Source organism: Oceaniradius stylonematis (assembly GCF_003149475.2).
GTDB lineage: Bacteria > Pseudomonadota > Alphaproteobacteria > Rhizobiales > Rhizobiaceae > Roseitalea > Roseitalea stylonematis.
Genome location: NZ_QFWV02000001.1, coordinates 65,193 through 81,716, shown reverse-complemented (window position 1 = coordinate 81,716; position 16,524 = coordinate 65,193). Strand labels below are relative to the sequence as shown.

Below are 16,524 nucleotides of genomic sequence, written 5' to 3'. Positions count from 1 at the left end.
ATCGTTATCGCCTCATGCCTTGCCAATCGCGCGCGCCTTTTCCTCGTCGATCCACCACAGCGCCTCGATCGGCCAGAAATAGTCCGGCTTGTCGTCGAAACCGAACATGTCCCAGTAGGCGATGAACTGATTCGCTGCGCGCCAATTTGGAATCCAGTCGCGCCGCAAACGCAACACCCGGTCCAGAACACGCATCGCCGTGCGGTAGGCGTCGCGATCGGGGGCCGCGCCCACTTCGGCGATCAGCGCGTCGACCAGCGGATCGGCCGCGCCGGTCCAGTTGCGCGAGCCGGGCAGGTCGGCCGATGCTGCGCCGAACACGCCCTCGAGGCTGCTCTGCGTCGGTGTCGGCGTCCAGCCAATGGCGCGCCCAACCATGTCGAAATCGAAGTCGCTGGTGCGCGCCTGATATTGCGCGGGATCGACCAGTCGCAGGCTGGCATTGATGCCGACCAGGTTCATGGTGCGCACATAGGGGCCGTAAATGCGCTCGAAGATGGACGACCGGATCAGCATCTCGACGTCCAGCGTCTCGCCGCCGGCATTGCGCAGCCGGCCCTCGCCGTCCGCCCTCCAGCCGGCCTCGGCGAGAAGGCGGGTCGCCTCGCGCAGCCGCGCCCGGTCGCGGCCCGACCCGTCGGCGGCCGGCTGCATGTGGGCTTCATCACGGATGCCTTCGGGCAGGTCGTGATCGGCTGCAAGCTTGTCGATCAGCGCGGTTTCGGCAACGTCCGGCAGGCCCGACGCCTCATATTGCGATCCGGCAAACAGCGAATGGCTGCGCTCATAGAGCCCGTAGAACAGATTCTGGTTGGTCCACTCGAAATCGAAGCACAGCGCGATCGCATCGCGCACCCGCCGGTCGGCGAACCGTTCGCGCCGCTGGTTGAGCGCCCAGGCCTGCATGGATGGCCGCACATCGGCGTCGATCAGGGACTGGACCACCCGGCCGTCCGTGATCGCCGGAAAATTGTATTCGGTCGCCCAGGTCTTGGACGTGAACTCGCGCCGCCAGGTCACCTCGCCCTTCTTGAACGCCTCGAACCCGGCCTGCCGCTCGGTGAAGAACTCGATGCGGATCGTCTGGAAATGGTTCTGCCCCGCACCGGTGCCGATCGCCCGGGCCCAATAGTCCTCGACGCGCTCGAACTCGATGAAGCTGCCGGCATTGAAGCGACCGACCTTGTAGGGGCCGGACGCGAGCGGCGGCTCGAGCGTCGATGTGTCGAACGTCCGGTCGGCGTAATAGGCCGCCGACTGGATCGGATAGGTCGATGCGATCGTCAGGATGGCCTGCGCCGACTGTGTGCCGTCGAACACCAGCGTCACGGTCCGCGCGTTCTCGGCGATCACCTCGGCGAGCGGCCGCAGCGGCAGCGACAGGTCCGGGTGCCCCTGCGCCTTGATCCTATCGTAGGTGAATTTGACATCGCCGGCGGTGATCGGCGCGCCGTCGTGAAAGCGCGCAATGTCCCGGAGCCGGAAGGTGAAACGGTTGCCGTCCTCGGAGATCGTCACAGTCTCGGCGACATGGCAGTAGATCGCGTCGGGCTCGTCATGGGCCGACACCATCAGCGTGTCGAAACACATCTCCATGCGCGGCGGCGCATCGCCCCTGCGCACGAAAGTGTTGAGCGTGTTGAAGGATTGGTAGTTCTGGTTGAAGTACCAGTACCAGGGCTGGAAGTTGAACACGCCGCCCGCCGGCGCGTCCGGGTTGGCATAGTCGAACCGGGCAAATCCGGCGGGGTATTTCAGGTCGCCGAAGGCGGACAGGCCGTGCAGAGGCGTGCCGCGCGCATTGGCCGCCGGAGACAGTCTCGGAAACATCGCCGAGGCCGCAAAGCCGCCTGCTGCGACGGCCAGAAACCGCCGCCGGTCGATGATCATTGCATCGCCTCCGGCCTCACCCACCAGGACTGGAAGTCGACACCGGCATAGGCCGGTTGGCTGTCGACGAAACCGAACTTGTCCCACCAGGCGATCCATTCGTCCGCCGAGTGCCATTGAGGGATGTAATAGTGGTTCCACAAGAGCACGCGGTCGAGCGCGCGGGTGGCCGCCACCAGTTCGTCACGGTCGTCGGCGAAGATGATTTTTTCGATCAGCGCGTCGACGACCGGGTTCTCGATGCCCGACATGTTGCGCGAATCCGAACTGTCTGCCGCCGCAGACGACCAGAAGTCGCGCTGCTCGTTGCCCGGCGACAGCGACTGGGCGAGAACGACCGTCGTCATGTCGAAATCGAACTCTTCGAGCCGGGCGATGTACTGGCTGGCATCGACAATGCGAATCTGCGCGTCGATGCCGAAGCGGCGCAGATCCTCGGTGAACTGGCCGGCAATGATGTTGGTCGTTTCAGAGGCGCCCAATATCTCGATGGCAAAGGGTTCGCCAGTTTCGGCATTGACCCATGCGCCATCGCGCGGCTCCCAGCCCGCCTCGCGCATCAGCCCCGCCGCGATGCGCTGGTTCTCCCGGTTCCTGGCGCGATCGCCGCCGACCGGGTTTTCGAATGGCATCGTGAACAGTTCGGCCGGCAGTTCGTAACGGTACTCCTCCAGGATTTCCAGTTCCCGGCCTTCGGGCACGCCGGACGCCTGCAACTCACCGCCTTCGAAGAAACTGTCGGTGCGCGTACGCTGGCCGGCCAGCTGCAATCGGTTGATGCTCTCGAAATCGAACAGGTGCGCCAGCGCCTGGCGGACCCGCCGGTCGGCGAACTTGTCGCGCCGCATGTTCATCGCAAAGCCCTGCATGGGCTTCGGGCTGGTCGTCGGAAAGGCCCGCTTCTTCACCTGGCCTTCCTCGAAGGCTGGGAAATTGTATTCGCCGGCCCATCGCGACGACCGTGTTTCGGTGCGGAAATCCTGGATTCCGCCCTTCTTGAAGGCTTCCCAGATCGGCGTGGCATCGAGAAAATAGGTGTAGGCGATGCGGTCGAAATTGTTCCGGCCCAGATTGACGCCCAGATCGGCGCCCCAATAGTCCTCGACCCGCTCCCAGGTGATCGATCTGCCTGCGTCGAACTCGCCGATGCGATAGGGGCCGGAACCCAGCGGCGGCTCGAGTGTCGGCTGGCTGACGTCGCGCGGGTTGCCGTCTGCACCGGTGCCTTCCCACCAGTGCCTGGGCAGGACCGGCATGTCGCCAATGATCTGCGGCAGTTCGCGGTTGCCGGTCTGGTCGAACGAGAACTTGATGTCGGTCGCGTTGAGGATTTCGGTCCCGGTGATGTTCTTGTAGTACTCGCGATAGAGCTGGCTGTGCTCGGTCAGGACGTCGAACGTCCAGACGACGTCGTCGGGCGTGACCGGTTCTCCGTCATGCCAGCGCGCGTCCGGATCGAGCCGGTAGACGACGAAGGAATAATCCTGCGGAAAGGTATAGGCCGCCGCAAGGCGCGGATGGCTGGTCGACGGTTCGTCGATCGACTGCGACAGAAGCGTGTCGTAGAGCAGGCCGCCGCCGAACCCGGCAAGGCCGGCAGCCGGCGTCCCGCGGATGATGTAGGGATTGAAGCTGTCGAACGTGCCCTGAACGGCAAGGTTCACCGTGCCGCCCTTGGGCGCATCGGGATCGGCATGGTCATAGTGCCGGAAGTCGTCGTCATATTTGCTCGGTTCGATCAGGGAACTGGTGGTCACCCAGCCACTGGCCTCCTGGGCCTCGGCATCGCCGATTGCGATCATGGTCATCAGGCAAGCGGCGCTGGCGATCAGCAACTTCATGGGCACCTCCGCGATTGATCTTGCCAATCACAGTAGGGGCGTTTGCGGCGATTCAAAGCCCCAAACGACGATCGGCCCGGCGAAAACCGGGCCGACCTGGCTCACTTGTGCGTCAGTTGGGCCTATTCGGTCGCCGTCGTTTCAGCCGCATCGCCCTCGGCGGCGGCTTCTTCGGCCGGGGCCGCTTCGGGCTCGGGCAGCGCGACCGGGCTGTCGTTCTGCGTTGCAAGCCAGGCGATCAGGTCGGCGCGCTCGCCGTCGCGGGGCAGGCCCGCGAAGCTCATCGAGGTGCCGTCGATGTAATCCTTGGGGGCAGCCAGGAAGTTGTTGAGCGAGTCGAAGTCCCACACCGTGCCGCCTTCGGCATAGTCCTGCATGGCCTGCGAATAGCGGAACTCGTCATAAAGGGCCACTTCCTTGCCCACGATGTTCCACAGGTTCGGTCCGGTCTTGTGGCCTGCACCGCTTTCGATGTTGTGGCAGGACTGGCACTTGCGGAAGACGCCTTCGCCATTGCTCGCATCGGCGCTGGCGAGAAGAACCGAGATCGGCACGTCCACCTCTTCGACCGCCACCGCGGTGCCTTCGCTTTCCTCGACGATGATCGCGAAGCCTTCCTGCTCGGGCGCCTGGTGCGAAAAGATCGCGTCGCTCGCCAGTCCGACGGTCATCACGACAAACACGGTCCCCAGGAACGCGCCTGCATACATGGTGGTGTTCATAAAAAGCCTCTACCCGATCATCAGCCGCCGGCGCACCTTTCGTGCACGCGCAAAGTGGCCGTTTCCTATGTCTTTTGTCCGGGGCTTGCAACACCTATAAGGTCGAACCCGCTGAGACGTTTTGCCACCATTCCGACCCCCGGTTCAGGCCTTCATGACACCGATCATCCTCATTCCCGCGCGCATGGCCTCGACCCGTTTGCCGGGCAAGCCGCTGGCCGACATTGCCGGAAAGCCGATGATCGTCCATGTCGCCGACCGGGCGCGCGACGCCGATTGCGCCGATGTCGTGGTTGCCGTCGACGATCAGCGGATCGCCGAAGCGGTCGCCGCGCATGGCCATCGCGCGGTGATGACGCGGCCCGATCACCCTTCGGGCTCGGACCGCATCTTCGAGGCGCTGGAGGCGGTCGATCCAAGCGGCGATATCGATGTGGTGATCAATCTTCAGGGCGACCTGCCGACGCTCGATCCGGCCATGGTCCGTGCCGCGATCGCCCCGCTCCAAAACGCCGCCTGCGACATCGCGACGCTCGGCAACGAAATCGCCGACGAGGGCGAAAAGACCGATCCCAACATCGTCAAGATCGTCGGTACGCCCGTGGCCCGGGATACGCTCAACGCGCTCTATTTCACGCGCGCCACGGCGCCCTGGGGCGACGGCCCGCTCTACCACCATATCGGCATCTATGCCTATCGGCGCGCGGCGCTTGCCCGTTTCGTCGGCCTGCCTCCTTCGGCGCTGGAACAGCGCGAGCGGCTCGAACAGCTGCGCGCGCTCGAGGCGGGCATGACCATCCATGCCCGGCTTGTTGACACCGTGCCGTTCGGGGTCGATACACCGCGCGATCTGGAGCGGGCGCGCACTCTTTTGGCGTGAGCGCGAACAGGAAGAACCAAACCCATGGACGAGAACGCCAGAACGCTGATCGCCTTTCAGGGCGAGCCCGGAGCCAATTCCGACACGGCATGCCGGAACATGTATCCGGCGATGACGCCGATGCCGTGCCCGACCTTCGAGGATGCGTTCACCGCGGTCGACAAGGGCGCGGCCGCCCTGGCGATGATCCCGATCGAGAACACGATCGCCGGCCGGGTGGCCGATATCCACCATCTTCTGCCCGAATCCGATCTGCACATTGTCGGCGAATACTTTCTGCCCATCCATTTTCACCTGATGGCGCTGCCGGGCACGGACCGCTCGGCGATCCGCACTGTCCACAGTCACATTCACGCGCTCGGACAGTGCCGGAAGTACATCAGAAGCAATGGCTGGGAAGCGGTGATCGCGGGCGATACGGCGGGCGCTGCCAAACTGGTCGCCGAGAGCGGCGATCCGGCCATGGCGGCGCTGGCGCCCGAACTGGCCTCCGAGATGTACGGCCTGGGCATACTCGAGCGCGACGTCGAGGATCAGGCCAACAACATCACCCGCTTCGTCGTCCTGTCCAAGGCGCCGTTCATCCCGGCGCGGCGCTCGGACGACGAACTGATCATCACCACATTCGTCTTCCGCGTGCGCAACATTCCCGCCGCGCTCTACAAGGCCATGGGCGGTTTCGCCACCAATGGCGTCAACATGACCAAGCTGGAGAGCTACCAGATCGGCGGCGCGTTCGTCGCGACCCAATTCTATGCCGACATTGAGGGGCATCCGGACGATGACAATGTGAAGCTGGCCTTCGAGGAGATCGGCTTCTTCTCTGACCATTTCCGGGTTCTGGGCGTCTATCGTGGCGCCGACCAGCGTCAGAAAAGCCGGCCAGGCTAACCGGCCGCGGCCCAGTTGCGGACGAGCAGTGACGCGATGGCGCCGCGCGGCGGCATTTTGAAGTCGTCCCCGCCACGCCCGTCCAGCACTTTGCGAACCTCACCGCGCGTGAACCAGCGCGCATCCTCGAGTTCGTCGTCGATGCGGATCGTCTCGGTCAAAGCCTCGCAATAGCAGCCGATCATCAGCGTATGCGGAAACGGCCATGGCTGGCTGGCATGATAGGCCACGCGGCCGATCGTGATGCCCGCTTCCTCTTCGGTCTCTCGCCGCACAGCGTTCTCGATCGTCTCGCCAGGCTCGACGAAGCCGGCAAGGCACGAATACATGCCCTCGGGAAAATGCAGGCTGCGGCCGAGCAGGCACCGCTGATTGTCAACGCTCACCGACAGCATGATGACCACCGGATCGGTGCGCGGGAAATGCTGGCCGTCGCATTGCGGGCATACGCGTTTGTAGCCGCCATCGGCCATCGCGCTCTTATGGCCGCATCGCGAACAGAAGCGGTGGGTGTCGTGCCAGGATATCAGAGCGGCGCCCTGCGCCAGCGCGCCGAGCGCGGGCGCGTCGAGCAGGCCCTGCACATAGATCGAGCGATAATCGATCGCCTTCAGATCGTCCGGCAGCGCCTCGACATCGGCATAGGCCGCCAGAACCGGCGTGCCGTCATCCTCGTAGCCCAGCAGCACCGCCCCGTCGGTGTCCGCGCCAAGCGTGTTCGCCGAAGCGACATCGAACCATGGATCGGCCGTTGTTCCGTTGGGCCGCAGCACGGCGCGGCCCGCACCGACCAGCAAGAGCCGGGCGCGCGGATCGGCCAACGCCTCGGGCACCGATGTCTCGCTGCGCTTTTCCGACCAGCGCTGCAGCCGGTTGCCGGCAAAGCCGGTCAGCGCCGAGGGTTCGGGCGCGGCAGCATCGGAAAAAAGGTCGGCCATGAGGGCTCCGAAGGGGGCAGTTTCAGCCGACTACCTACCGCCTCAGAACGCGTTTGAGAACCGCTCGATAAAGGCCTTGGCGGCACCGTTCTGGTAAGGCGTCGGCGTTCCGGCGCACCAGACCGGACCGGGCCAGGCCGGATCGCCCAGGTGCCGGGCGATGACATGCATGTGCAACTGCCGCACCTGGTTGCCGAGCGCGGCGACATTGATCTTGTCGGCGCCGGTGACATCGGCCAGCGCCTGGGCGATCTGCGTCGTCTCGAAGGTCAGCATGGTCTGGTCGAGCGGCGTCAGTTCGTGAATCTCCGTAATGCCGGAACGCTTCGGAACGAGGATCAGCCATGCAAAGCGCGAATCGTTCATCAGCCGCAACTGGGTCAGCCCCAGATCGGTCACGAACAAGCTGTCGCGTTCGAGCGTCGGATCGAGTTCGAAGTCCGTCATCGGGCGACGATAGCAGGTTTGCCCCCGAAAGCGACTTGCAAATGCTAGGCCGAAGGTCGATATGAGGGTCGGGAGGTTGGTGGTGGACGCGCCACTCGCCAACCGGGTCAGGTCCGGAAGGAAGCAGCCCTAACGAGATCCGGCACGGGTCACCGTGCCAGCCTCCCGCCTTTCCTTTTGCATCAGGCGTCGAATCCCGCCCGCTTCGCTGGTCAAGCCGGTCGCAACTGCGCTACATCTTCTCCATGAGCGATGCTTCCCCGAAAGATGCCGGCTATCGCGTGCTCGCGCGCAAATACCGGCCGGCCGATTTCACCGCGCTGATCGGGCAGGAGCCGATGGTGCGCACGCTGACCAACGCGTTCGCCGCCGACCGGATCGCCCAGGCCTGGATGCTGACGGGCGTGCGCGGTGTCGGCAAGACGACGACGGCGCGCATCCTGGCGCGCGCGCTCAACTACCAGTCCGACACGATCGACAAGCCGACGATCGACCTCACCGTGCCGGGCATCCATTGCCAGCCGATCATGGAGGGCCGGCATGTCGATGTGGTCGAGATGGATGCGGCGTCCCACACCGGCATCGACGACATCAAGCAGATCATCGATTCGGTGCGTTACGCGCCGGTGTCGGCCCGCTACAAGGTCTACATCATCGACGAAATCCACATGCTGTCCGAAAAGGCGTTCAACGCGCTTTTGAAGACGCTCGAAGAGCCGCCGCCCCACGCCAAGTTCATCTTCGCGACCACCGAGATCAGGAAGGTGCCGATCACCGTCCTGTCGCGCTGCCAGCGGTTCGACCTGCGCCGCATCGAGATCGCCGAACTGACCGCGCACCTGCGTTCCATTGCCGACACCGAAGAGGTGGCCGTCGACGACACCTCGCTGGCCATGATCGCCCGCGCCGGCGAGGGTTCGGTGCGCGACGCGCTGTCGATCCTCGATCAGGCCATCGCCCACGGCAACGGCACGGTCGATGCGAGCGCCGTGCGCGACATGCTCGGCCTTGCTGACCGCACCCGCGTCGTAGACCTGTTTGAGCATCTGATGGCCGGCCGCGTCACCGAGGCGCTGGACGGGTTTTCGTCGCTCTATCAGGCTGGCGCCGACCCGGTCGTCGTCCTCAACGATCTGGCCTCGTTCACCCATCTGGTCACCCGGCTGCGCTATGTGCCCGGCGCCGCCGCCGCCGATCCGTCCCTGTCGCCCGACGAGCGCGAGCGGGGCATCGCCTTTGCCGAAAAGCTTCCGGTCACGGTGCTGGCCCGTGCCTGGCAGATGTTGCTCAAGGGCATCGGCGAATGCGAGAGCGCGGCGCGGCCCTTCGCGGCCGCCGAAATGCTGCTGATCCGGCTCGCGCATGCATCGACGCTGCCGACGCTGGACGAGGCCTTGAAGAAGCTCGACAGCGCACCGGCCGGCCCGGCGCAATCCGCTAACGCGCCTCCACCCGGCACGCAGGCGCCGTCGCACTCCGCATCATCGGGCTCATCGGAAACACCGCCGGCAATGGGACAGCGGCAACCGCTCGACCCCGTGCCGCCAGCCGCGCAGCCGGCGACCACCATGACCGCCGTTCAGCCGCACCCCGGCGGTGGAGCATCGGCCATGCGGCTTGTTTCGGAGAATCCCGGGCCGGCGCTGGCGGCCCAGCCGCCCATGGCCGCACCCGAACCGGCACAGCCATCCGTACCCGTTGCCGGCCTGCAGGACCTGGCCGATCTGGCCGACCGGCACCGCGACCCGCTGATGAAGGTGATCATCCGCAAATGCGTGCGGCTGGTCTCCATCGAACCGGGCCGGCTGTCGGTCAATCTGACCGAGGATGCCCCGCCGACGCTGCTCGGCGATCTGTCGCGCAAGCTCGGCGACTGGACCGGCACGCGCTGGATCGTGTCGGTCAGCCGCGAACCCGGCGGACGGACGCTGGAGGAGGTCGACGGCGAAAAACGCGACGCGCTGTTCGCCGATGCCGCGCGCGATCCCGACGTGTCGGCGATCCTGGGCGCCTTTCCGGGCGCGCGCGTCGTCGATGTGCGCGTCAACGATGCCGGCCCGCTGGACGTAATCGCCGGCGATACCGATATGGACGTGAGCGACGTCGTCGCCGACCCCGACGATCCGACCGATACCGACTGATCTGGAGACAACCATGCGCGACATTATGGGCCTGATGAGCAAGGCCAAGGAAATGCAGGAAAAGATGCAGGCCATGCAGGCCGAGATGGAAGAGATGACCGCCGACGGCACGGCCGGCGGCGGCATGGTCACCGTCACGCTCACCGGCAAGGGCGCGATGAAGGCCCTCAAAATCGATTCCTCCATGTTCTCCGAAGACGATGTCGAGATCCTCGAAGACCTGATTATCGCCGCCCATTCGGACGCCAAGGCCAAGATCGAGCAGATCGTCGCCGAAAAGACCCAGGAAATGACCGCCGGCCTGCCCCTGCCGCCCGGCATGAAACTGCCGTTCTGAGCCCGGCATCATGCTGTCGCGTCGCCGTTTCTCGAAGGGCGCGGCCTTGGCGGGCGCGGCATCGCTGATGCCGAAGATGGCAGGGGCAACCGACATGACCAACGCGCGCGCAGCGGGCTTCCATCTTCCGGCCGAGGACGATCCGCACGCGCGCACCTTCATGCAATGGCCGGTCAGCCGCCGGGTGCACCCCGATCCGGTGTTTCTCGGCATGGTGCAGCAGGCGATCGCCGACATCGCCAACGCGATTGCCGAGTTCGAGCCGGTCGTCATGCTGATGGACGCCAGCCACGAGCGGGCGGCGCGGCGCAGACTGTCGGACGCCGTCGAAGTGTGGGACGTGCCGACCGACGATCTGTGGGCGCGCGATTCCGGCCCCATGTTCGTTGTCGACGGCCAGGGCGGGCTTGCCGTCAGCTATCTGAATTTCAATGGCTGGGGCGGCAAGCAGGTGCACCGCCATGACGGTGCGATCGCAAGGCGGATTGCCGAGATCATGCAGCTCGAGCTGTTCGACAACGGGCTCGTCGGCGAGCCCGGCGGCGTCGAGACCGACGGCCACGGCACGCTGATCGCCCATGAAAGCTCCTGGGTGAACCCGAACCGCAACACTGGTTCGCGCGCGGAGGTCGAACGCCTGCTGCTCGATGCGGTGGGGGCCGACAAGATGATCTGGGCGCCCGGAATCGCCGGCGCCGACATCACCGACTACCACATCGATGCGCTGGCGCGGTTCGTCGCGCCCGGCACGATCCTGATCCAGATGCCCGAGCATATCGTGCCGGACGATCCGTGGTCGAAGGCTGCGTTTGAAACCCATGACATTCTGGCGGCGGCAACCGATTCACGCGGCGAACCGTTGGAACTTGTGGTCCTGCCCGAGCCGTTGGATGTTCGGGTGGATGGTCCCGAATTCGTCGCGTCCTACGTCAACTATTATGTCTGCAACGGCGCGGTGATCGCGGCCGGGTTCGGTGACCGGGAAGCCGACGCGATGGCCCGGGAAACACTGGCCGACCTTTATCCCAAACGAGAAATCGTGATGCTCGATGTCGATCCGGTGGGCGAAGTGGGCGGCGGCATCCATTGCGCAACGCGCGAGCAACCTGCGGTTTAGCATCATGGCACCGGCGGGATACGCCTCCGGAACAGCCGCCCGTCGACCAGCGCCAGCCCGACGCCGATCAGTGCCATGCCGATCATGTGGCGCGGCAGCAGCACCTCGTCGAGAAAGGCGATGCCCAGCAGGATCGCGCTGACCGGCACCAGAAATGTGACCAGCGACAGGTTCGTCGCGCCCGCGCCCGACAGGATGCGGAAGTAGAGCAGGTAGGCAAAGGCGGTCGAGACGATGGCAAGGCCGACGAGCGCCAGCACGCTGTCGACCCCCGGCATGGCGAGCGCCCATGGCCGGTCGACCGCGAGCATAAGCGGCAGCATCAGGACGCTCGATGCGGTCACCTGTCCGGTCGCGACCGCCAGCGGATCGATCGCCGCCTTGCGGAAGCGGCGGCCATAGACGGCGGCAAACCCGTACGCCAGCGCCGCGCCCAGACAGGCCAGATAGGCCGCCACCGTGCCCCAGCCGCCGCCGAGCGTGGCGCCGCCCATCATCACCGCCACCCCGCCAAGGCCCGCAAAGACGCCGGCGATGCGCGGCCCCGACAGTTTCTCGTCGTCGGTCCAGCAATGCGCGACGACGACGGTGAAGAGCGGCGTCATCGCGTTGAGGATGGAAGCGACGCCCGACGCGATCTGCGTCTGGCCGTAGACGATCAGCGTGAACGGGATGACATTGTTCAGCGCGCCCATCGCAAAGAACATGCGCCAGACGGCGCCGCTCCACGGCAACGCACGGCCGGTCGCCCGCAGATAGAGGTGCAGCGCGACGGCGGCGAGGGCGACCCGGAAGAACACGATCGTCAACGGCGGCAGGTCGCGCACGATCACGCCGTTGAAGAAGAACGATCCGCCGAACACGATCGAAAGCGTGATCAGCATCGCCCACTGCGCGGGCGACATGGCGACGTTGACGGCGACGGGCTGCGACATGCGGGGCATTCTTGGCGACAGGCGGATTCGATCTCCACTAATGCCGAGCCGCGTCGCCCGCCACCCGTTTCTTGACGCGCCGGTGTTCCGGCTTTGCACGCCGGGCCGGACGGCCTAAATCAATGCCATGTCATCGAAACGAATCGCAGGCCCCGAGATCGAACGGCTGATCCAGCTTCTGGCCAAGGTTCCGGGTTTGGGCCCGCGCTCGGCGCGGCGCGCGGCACTGCACATGATCAAGAAGCGCGAGCAACTGCTGGAGCCGCTCGCCGGTGCGATGGCCGAGGCGGCGGCCAAGGTGACCATCTGTTCGACCTGCGGCAATGTCGACACCGCCGATCCCTGTTCGGTGTGCACCGATCCGCGACGCGAGGACGCAACGATCATCGTTGTCGAGGATGTCGCCGATCTGTGGGCGCTCGAACGCGCCGCTGAAATGAACGTCCGCTATCACGTGCTTGGCGGCACGCTGTCGCCGCTCGACGGCGTGGGCCCGGACGATCTGAACATTTCAGGCCTGATCGACCGGGTCGCGAGCGGCGCGGTGCGCGAACTCATTCTCGCCGTCAACGCGACCGTCGAGGGGCAGGCGACCGCCCACTACATCACCGCACAGCTCGAGGACACGGACGTGAAGATCACGCGGCTCGCCCACGGCGTTCCGGTGGGCGGCGAACTCGACTATCTCGATGAAGGCACGCTGTCGGCTGCCCTGCGCGCGCGCACCAACTTCTGAACCAGCGCCCTGTTTCACACCGGAATCACCTGCTAGCGTGACGCCACCGCTTTGATCGGGGAACGACAGATGGTCCGCCTTGCAGCCCTTGTCCTTGTTTGCATACTCGCCTTGACGGGCGCAGCCCGCGCCGATCTCCAGGGCCAGTATGAGCGCTTTCTGGAAGACACGATGTGGCCCAAGGCAAGGTCCGCCGGCGTCTCGCGCGCCACATTCGATCGCGCCATGGGACAAAAGCGCCTGAACACCGACATTCCCGGCCTCGTCCGACCCGGCCAGACGACGCCGCAACGCATTCGCCAGGCGGAGTTTTCCGCGCCCGCCCGCTATTTCAACGAGAACAATCTGGGCGCCATCGTCAGCCAGGGCCGCCGTCTGGCCAGCCAGCACGCGTCGACCCTGGCGGCGCTCGAACGCCGCTATGGTGTGCCCGGGCGCATCATCCTCGCCATCTGGGGCCGCGAGAGTGCATTCGGCCGGGTCGATATTCCGCATGACGCCTTTCAGGTACTCGGCACCAAGGCCTTCATGTCGACCCGCCCCGATCTCTTCCGTACCGAACTGGTCGCCGCCCTTCAGATGGTCGAGCGCGGCAACGCCACCCCCGCGCAGATGAAATCGTCCTGGGCGGGCGCGCTCGGCCAGCCGCAATTCCTGCCCACATCGTTTCTGGAGCACGCCGTCGACATCGATGGCGACGGCAAACTCAACATCTGGACGTCCGTGCCCGACACGCTGGGCTCGATCGCCGCCTATCTCGATCATTTCGGCTGGGTTTCGGGACGCGACTGGGGGTTCGAAGTCAGTGTGCCCGCCGATATCTCATGCAGCTTCGAGGGGCCGGATCAGGGCCTGAAGATCCGCGACTGGGCGGCGATGGGCATCACCCGCATTTCCGGCCGCCCCTTTCCGGCCCACGAGATGGATCTGGAGGCCTATCTGATGATGCCCGCCGGCCGCAGCGGCCCGGCCTTCATCGTCACGCCGAACTTCTACGTGCTCAAACAGTATAATGAGAGCGATCTCTACGCCCTGTTCGTCGGCCATGCGGGCGACCGAATCGAATGGGGCTCGGGCCGGTTCAAGGCCGCCTGGGGCCGGGTCGACACGCTCTACCGCTCGGAGATCGCCGCCATGCAGCGCGTGCTCGAAGGCAAGGGCTATGATGTCGGCGGCGCCGACGGGCTGCCCGGCTTCAAGACCCGCCGCTCCATCGGCGACTGGCAGCAAAAGAACGGCCGGCAGCCCACATGCTTTCCGTCAAAGGCGCTGATCGGCGCGATCAGGTAGGCTCGCCGGTCAAAGCCCGAGCATGCCCAGATAGGCGATCGCCAGCGCGATGCTGACGATGAACTCGCCGGCGATGAAGGCCATGGCCAGCGACACGGAGCTGTCGAGCGCGGCGCGTGTCAGCCGGACGGCGGCGACAAGGATCAGCACCATCAGCACGCCGCCGAGCATCATCATCGCCCCATTGTCGTCGGCAACGACCAGATGGGGCACATAGAGCGCGGCGATCACATAGCTGAACAGCGCATTGGCCCAGTTCCGCGCGATCACCAGATGCACGAAACGGTGGCCGAGCCCGAGCGGGCGCAGGACGAGCGCGAAGACCGGGATCGGCAGCAGCCACACGACGAGTTCGAACACCGCTTCGCCGGCAACGAGCGGCGCAACGCCCATTGACGGCATTTCGGCCTGGTTGGCCCGCGCATTCATCACCCAGACGAAGAACATGGCCGGCAGCGCGACGGCGATCGCGGTGAACGAGCGCCAGAACCCGTCCGCCGAAATGTCCATCCGCTCGATGGCGCCGGGCCGCCCCGTGATCGCCGCAGCCACGCATTCGACATGGTGGAAGGCGTAGTCGAGATTGATCATCGGCCCGCTTTTCCCGCAAACCAGCGGATGATGAAGTCGGCATAGATCGCCGTCAGTGTTTCCAGATCCGCAAGCGCGACATGCTCGTCGACCATGTGCATGGTCTTGCCTACGAGGCCGAATTCGACCACCGGGCAGTAATCCTTGATGAACCGCGCATCGGACGTGCCGCCGGAGGTCGAAAGAACGGGATCGCGCCCGGTCACCGCGGTCACGCTGGCGGCCAGCGCCCCGGTCAGGGCTTCGTTGCGGGTCAGGAAAACCTGGCTCACCGGTTCTTTCCAATCGACGCCAAAACGCGCCGGCGGGCGATCGTCGCGGCCGGACGCGGCGCCGCGCGCGAGCCGCGCCATGATTTCCGCCTTCAGTGTCTCTTCCGTCCAACTGTCGTTGAACCGAACATTGAAGCTGGCCGACGCGCGCGCCGGAATCACATTGACCGCCGGATTGGCCGTGTCGATCGTCGTCACTTCGAGATTGGATGGCTGGAAATCGTCGGTGCCCGCATCGAGCGGCGTCGCGTTCAGCGCCGCGCACAAGGCGACGATGGAGCGCACCGGATTGTCGGCCAGATGCGGATAGGCGACATGCCCTTGCGTCCCCTCGACAATGATCGTGCCGGACAGCGATCCGCGCCGGCCGATCTTGATCATGTCGCCCATCGCATCGGGATTGGTCGGCTCGCCCAGAAGGCACGCGTCCCAGCTTTCGCCCTTCTCGGCCGCCCATTTGAGCAGCTTGACCGAGCCGTTGATCGCCGGTCCCTCCTCGTCGCCGGTGATCAGCAGCGACACCGAGCCCGGCACCGGCCGCCCGCTTTCGACAACCCGGGCAAGGGCGGCGACGAAACAGGCGATGCCGCCCTTCATGTCGACGGCGCCGCGCCCATACATGGCGCCGCCCGATACAGATGCGCCAAACGGATCGTGGGTCCAGGCGTCCGGATCGCCCGGCGGAACCACGTCGGTGTGACCGGCAAAGATCAGATGCGGGCCGTTGCCCGAGCGCCGCGCATAGAGATTGTCGATGTCCGGCGTGCCCGGCTCGGAAAACACCGGCCGGTCGCAGACGAAGTCGAGCGGCGCCAGCATCGCGCTCAGCGCGTCGAGCGCGCCGGCATCGTCCGGGGTCACGGACGGGCATTGGATCAGCGCGGCCAGATTCGCCGCCGGGTCTGTGGGCAATCGGGTCATGCAGCGCACTTAGCCAATGACGCAGACCCTGTCACGCCCGCTGATTTGAGGGATTGCGCGGCGGGAAATCGTCCGTCGCACCGGGCGGCATGGACGCAAACTGCGATCACAAACCTCACGAAACGCGTGAGATCGGCGCGGCGGGGTTACCGTCGCAACGCCGTCGGGATCGAAATCTGACCCTCAGCCGGTCACGAAAACCGGTCCATCGTTCACACGTCCCTGAACGCAGCGGTCCAACTGCGTGAACAATGGCGCTTCGATCACGGAACACGTGAATCGTTCCGTTTCTGTAAGCATATGAAAATGTTGAAAAAAATATGGCTCTAGGGTGCGGTTTCACACCCTTCAAGATCACAGCTGCGTGAGTCTGCTTACGTTTTTGTAATTGGCAGTTACCGCACCCTGTCCCCCATCTTCCGGTCAGCCAAGGCGGCAACGCAGAACGCTCCGCCGAAGCCCGGCACCCGGAAGGGGCCGCATCAANCCGTCACCGCCACCACCGGCGCCTTCGCCCAGTCGTCCGCTCTGGATGTGTTCACCCCCGAAGTCAGCCAGTCCGGCGTCGACTTCTC

15 protein-coding genes and 1 other RNA gene are annotated in these 16,524 nt (G+C 65.3%); 8 read left to right on the top strand and 8 right to left on the bottom strand.

Features of this window, described 5'->3' with window-relative positions:
* Window positions 1-12 precede the first annotated feature (12 nt).
* The 3 genes from DEM25_RS00405 to DEM25_RS00395 all read right to left on the bottom strand — a co-directional run bounded on the left by DEM25_RS00405 (window position 13) and on the right by DEM25_RS00395 (window position 4,453).
* Window positions 13-1,890 (bottom strand): extracellular solute-binding protein, encoded by a 1,878-nt coding sequence (locus DEM25_RS00405; RefSeq protein ID WP_109769311.1) that lies wholly within the window; start codon window positions 1,888-1,890, stop codon window positions 13-15.
* Window positions 1,887-3,731, bottom strand: a complete 1,845-nt coding sequence (locus tag DEM25_RS00400; RefSeq protein WP_109769310.1) for an extracellular solute-binding protein — start codon at window positions 3,729-3,731, stop codon at window positions 1,887-1,889. Before DEM25_RS00400 ends, DEM25_RS00405 begins: the two co-directional genes overlap by 4 nt.
* A gap of 122 nt (window positions 3,732-3,853) precedes the next feature.
* Window positions 3,854-4,453, bottom strand: a complete 600-nt coding sequence (locus DEM25_RS00395) for a c-type cytochrome (RefSeq protein ID WP_109769309.1) — start codon at window positions 4,451-4,453, stop codon at window positions 3,854-3,856.
* A 154-nt stretch (window positions 4,454-4,607) separates the two neighbouring features.
* Between DEM25_RS00395 and DEM25_RS00390 the strand changes: the two genes are divergently transcribed.
* Together DEM25_RS00390 and DEM25_RS00385 are read left to right on the top strand one after the other, a co-directional pair.
* Window positions 4,608-5,333 carry a 3-deoxy-manno-octulosonate cytidylyltransferase gene (locus DEM25_RS00390; RefSeq protein WP_109769308.1) on the top strand — a complete coding sequence of 242 codons (726 nt, stop codon included), beginning with the start codon at window positions 4,608-4,610 and terminating at the stop codon, window positions 5,331-5,333.
* A 24-nt stretch (window positions 5,334-5,357) separates the two neighbouring features.
* Complete coding sequence (locus DEM25_RS00385) at window positions 5,358-6,224, top strand: prephenate dehydratase (protein ID WP_109769307.1); 867 nt, start codon at window positions 5,358-5,360, stop codon at window positions 6,222-6,224.
* Here DEM25_RS00385 and nudC read toward each other — a convergent pair.
* Window positions 6,221-7,162 (bottom strand): NAD(+) diphosphatase, encoded by a 942-nt coding sequence (nudC, locus tag DEM25_RS00380; protein WP_109769306.1) that lies wholly within the window; start codon window positions 7,160-7,162, stop codon window positions 6,221-6,223. The two genes, DEM25_RS00385 and nudC, sit on opposite strands and share 4 nt — an antisense overlap.
* Window positions 7,163-7,204: 42 nt before the next feature.
* The gene (locus DEM25_RS00375) at window positions 7,205-7,609 is read right to left on the bottom strand and encodes an HIT domain-containing protein (RefSeq protein WP_109769305.1); all 405 of its coding nucleotides are present in this window, start codon (window positions 7,607-7,609) and stop codon (window positions 7,205-7,207) included.
* Window positions 7,610-7,680: 71 nt separating this feature from the next.
* Between DEM25_RS00375 and ffs the strand changes: the two genes are divergently transcribed.
* From ffs to DEM25_RS00355, 4 genes are all read left to right on the top strand, one after another.
* Window positions 7,681-7,778, top strand: an RNA gene (gene ffs, locus DEM25_RS00370) — signal recognition particle sRNA small type.
* A gap of 76 nt (window positions 7,779-7,854) precedes the next feature.
* Window positions 7,855-9,750 (top strand): DNA polymerase III subunit gamma/tau, encoded by a 1,896-nt coding sequence (locus tag DEM25_RS00365; RefSeq protein WP_109769319.1) that lies wholly within the window; start codon window positions 7,855-7,857, stop codon window positions 9,748-9,750.
* Between the two features lie 13 nt (window positions 9,751-9,763).
* The gene (locus DEM25_RS00360; RefSeq protein ID WP_109769304.1) at window positions 9,764-10,087 is read left to right on the top strand and encodes a YbaB/EbfC family nucleoid-associated protein; all 324 of its coding nucleotides are present in this window, start codon (window positions 9,764-9,766) and stop codon (window positions 10,085-10,087) included.
* 94 nt (window positions 10,088-10,181) lie between these two features.
* Window positions 10,182-11,204 carry an agmatine deiminase family protein gene (locus tag DEM25_RS00355; RefSeq protein ID WP_245412702.1) on the top strand — a complete coding sequence of 341 codons (1,023 nt, stop codon included), beginning with the start codon at window positions 10,182-10,184 and terminating at the stop codon, window positions 11,202-11,204.
* 2 nt (window positions 11,205-11,206) lie between these two features.
* Here the strand turns inward: DEM25_RS00355 and DEM25_RS00350 are convergent, their stop codons facing one another.
* A complete protein-coding gene (locus DEM25_RS00350; RefSeq protein ID WP_109769302.1) occupies window positions 11,207-12,139 on the bottom strand; it encodes a DMT family transporter in 933 nt (310 codons plus the stop codon).
* 127 nt (window positions 12,140-12,266) lie between these two features.
* Between DEM25_RS00350 and recR the strand changes: the two genes are divergently transcribed.
* Both recR and DEM25_RS00340 read left to right on the top strand, forming a co-directional pair.
* The gene (recR, locus tag DEM25_RS00345) at window positions 12,267-12,875 is read left to right on the top strand and encodes a recombination mediator RecR (RefSeq protein WP_109769301.1); all 609 of its coding nucleotides are present in this window, start codon (window positions 12,267-12,269) and stop codon (window positions 12,873-12,875) included.
* Window positions 12,876-12,944: 69 nt separating this feature from the next.
* The gene (locus DEM25_RS00340; protein WP_109769300.1) at window positions 12,945-14,165 is read left to right on the top strand and encodes a lytic murein transglycosylase; all 1,221 of its coding nucleotides are present in this window, start codon (window positions 12,945-12,947) and stop codon (window positions 14,163-14,165) included.
* Between the two features lie 9 nt (window positions 14,166-14,174).
* Here DEM25_RS00340 and DEM25_RS00335 read toward each other — a convergent pair whose 3' ends face one another.
* Together DEM25_RS00335 and dapE are read right to left on the bottom strand one after the other, a co-directional pair.
* Window positions 14,175-14,756, bottom strand: coding sequence for a hypothetical protein (locus DEM25_RS00335; RefSeq protein WP_109769299.1), 582 nt, complete (start codon window positions 14,754-14,756; stop codon window positions 14,175-14,177).
* The gene (gene dapE / locus DEM25_RS00330; protein ID WP_109769298.1) at window positions 14,753-15,949 is read right to left on the bottom strand and encodes a succinyl-diaminopimelate desuccinylase; all 1,197 of its coding nucleotides are present in this window, start codon (window positions 15,947-15,949) and stop codon (window positions 14,753-14,755) included. Before dapE ends, DEM25_RS00335 begins: the two co-directional genes overlap by 4 nt.
* Between the last annotated feature and the right edge of the window lie 575 nt (window positions 15,950-16,524).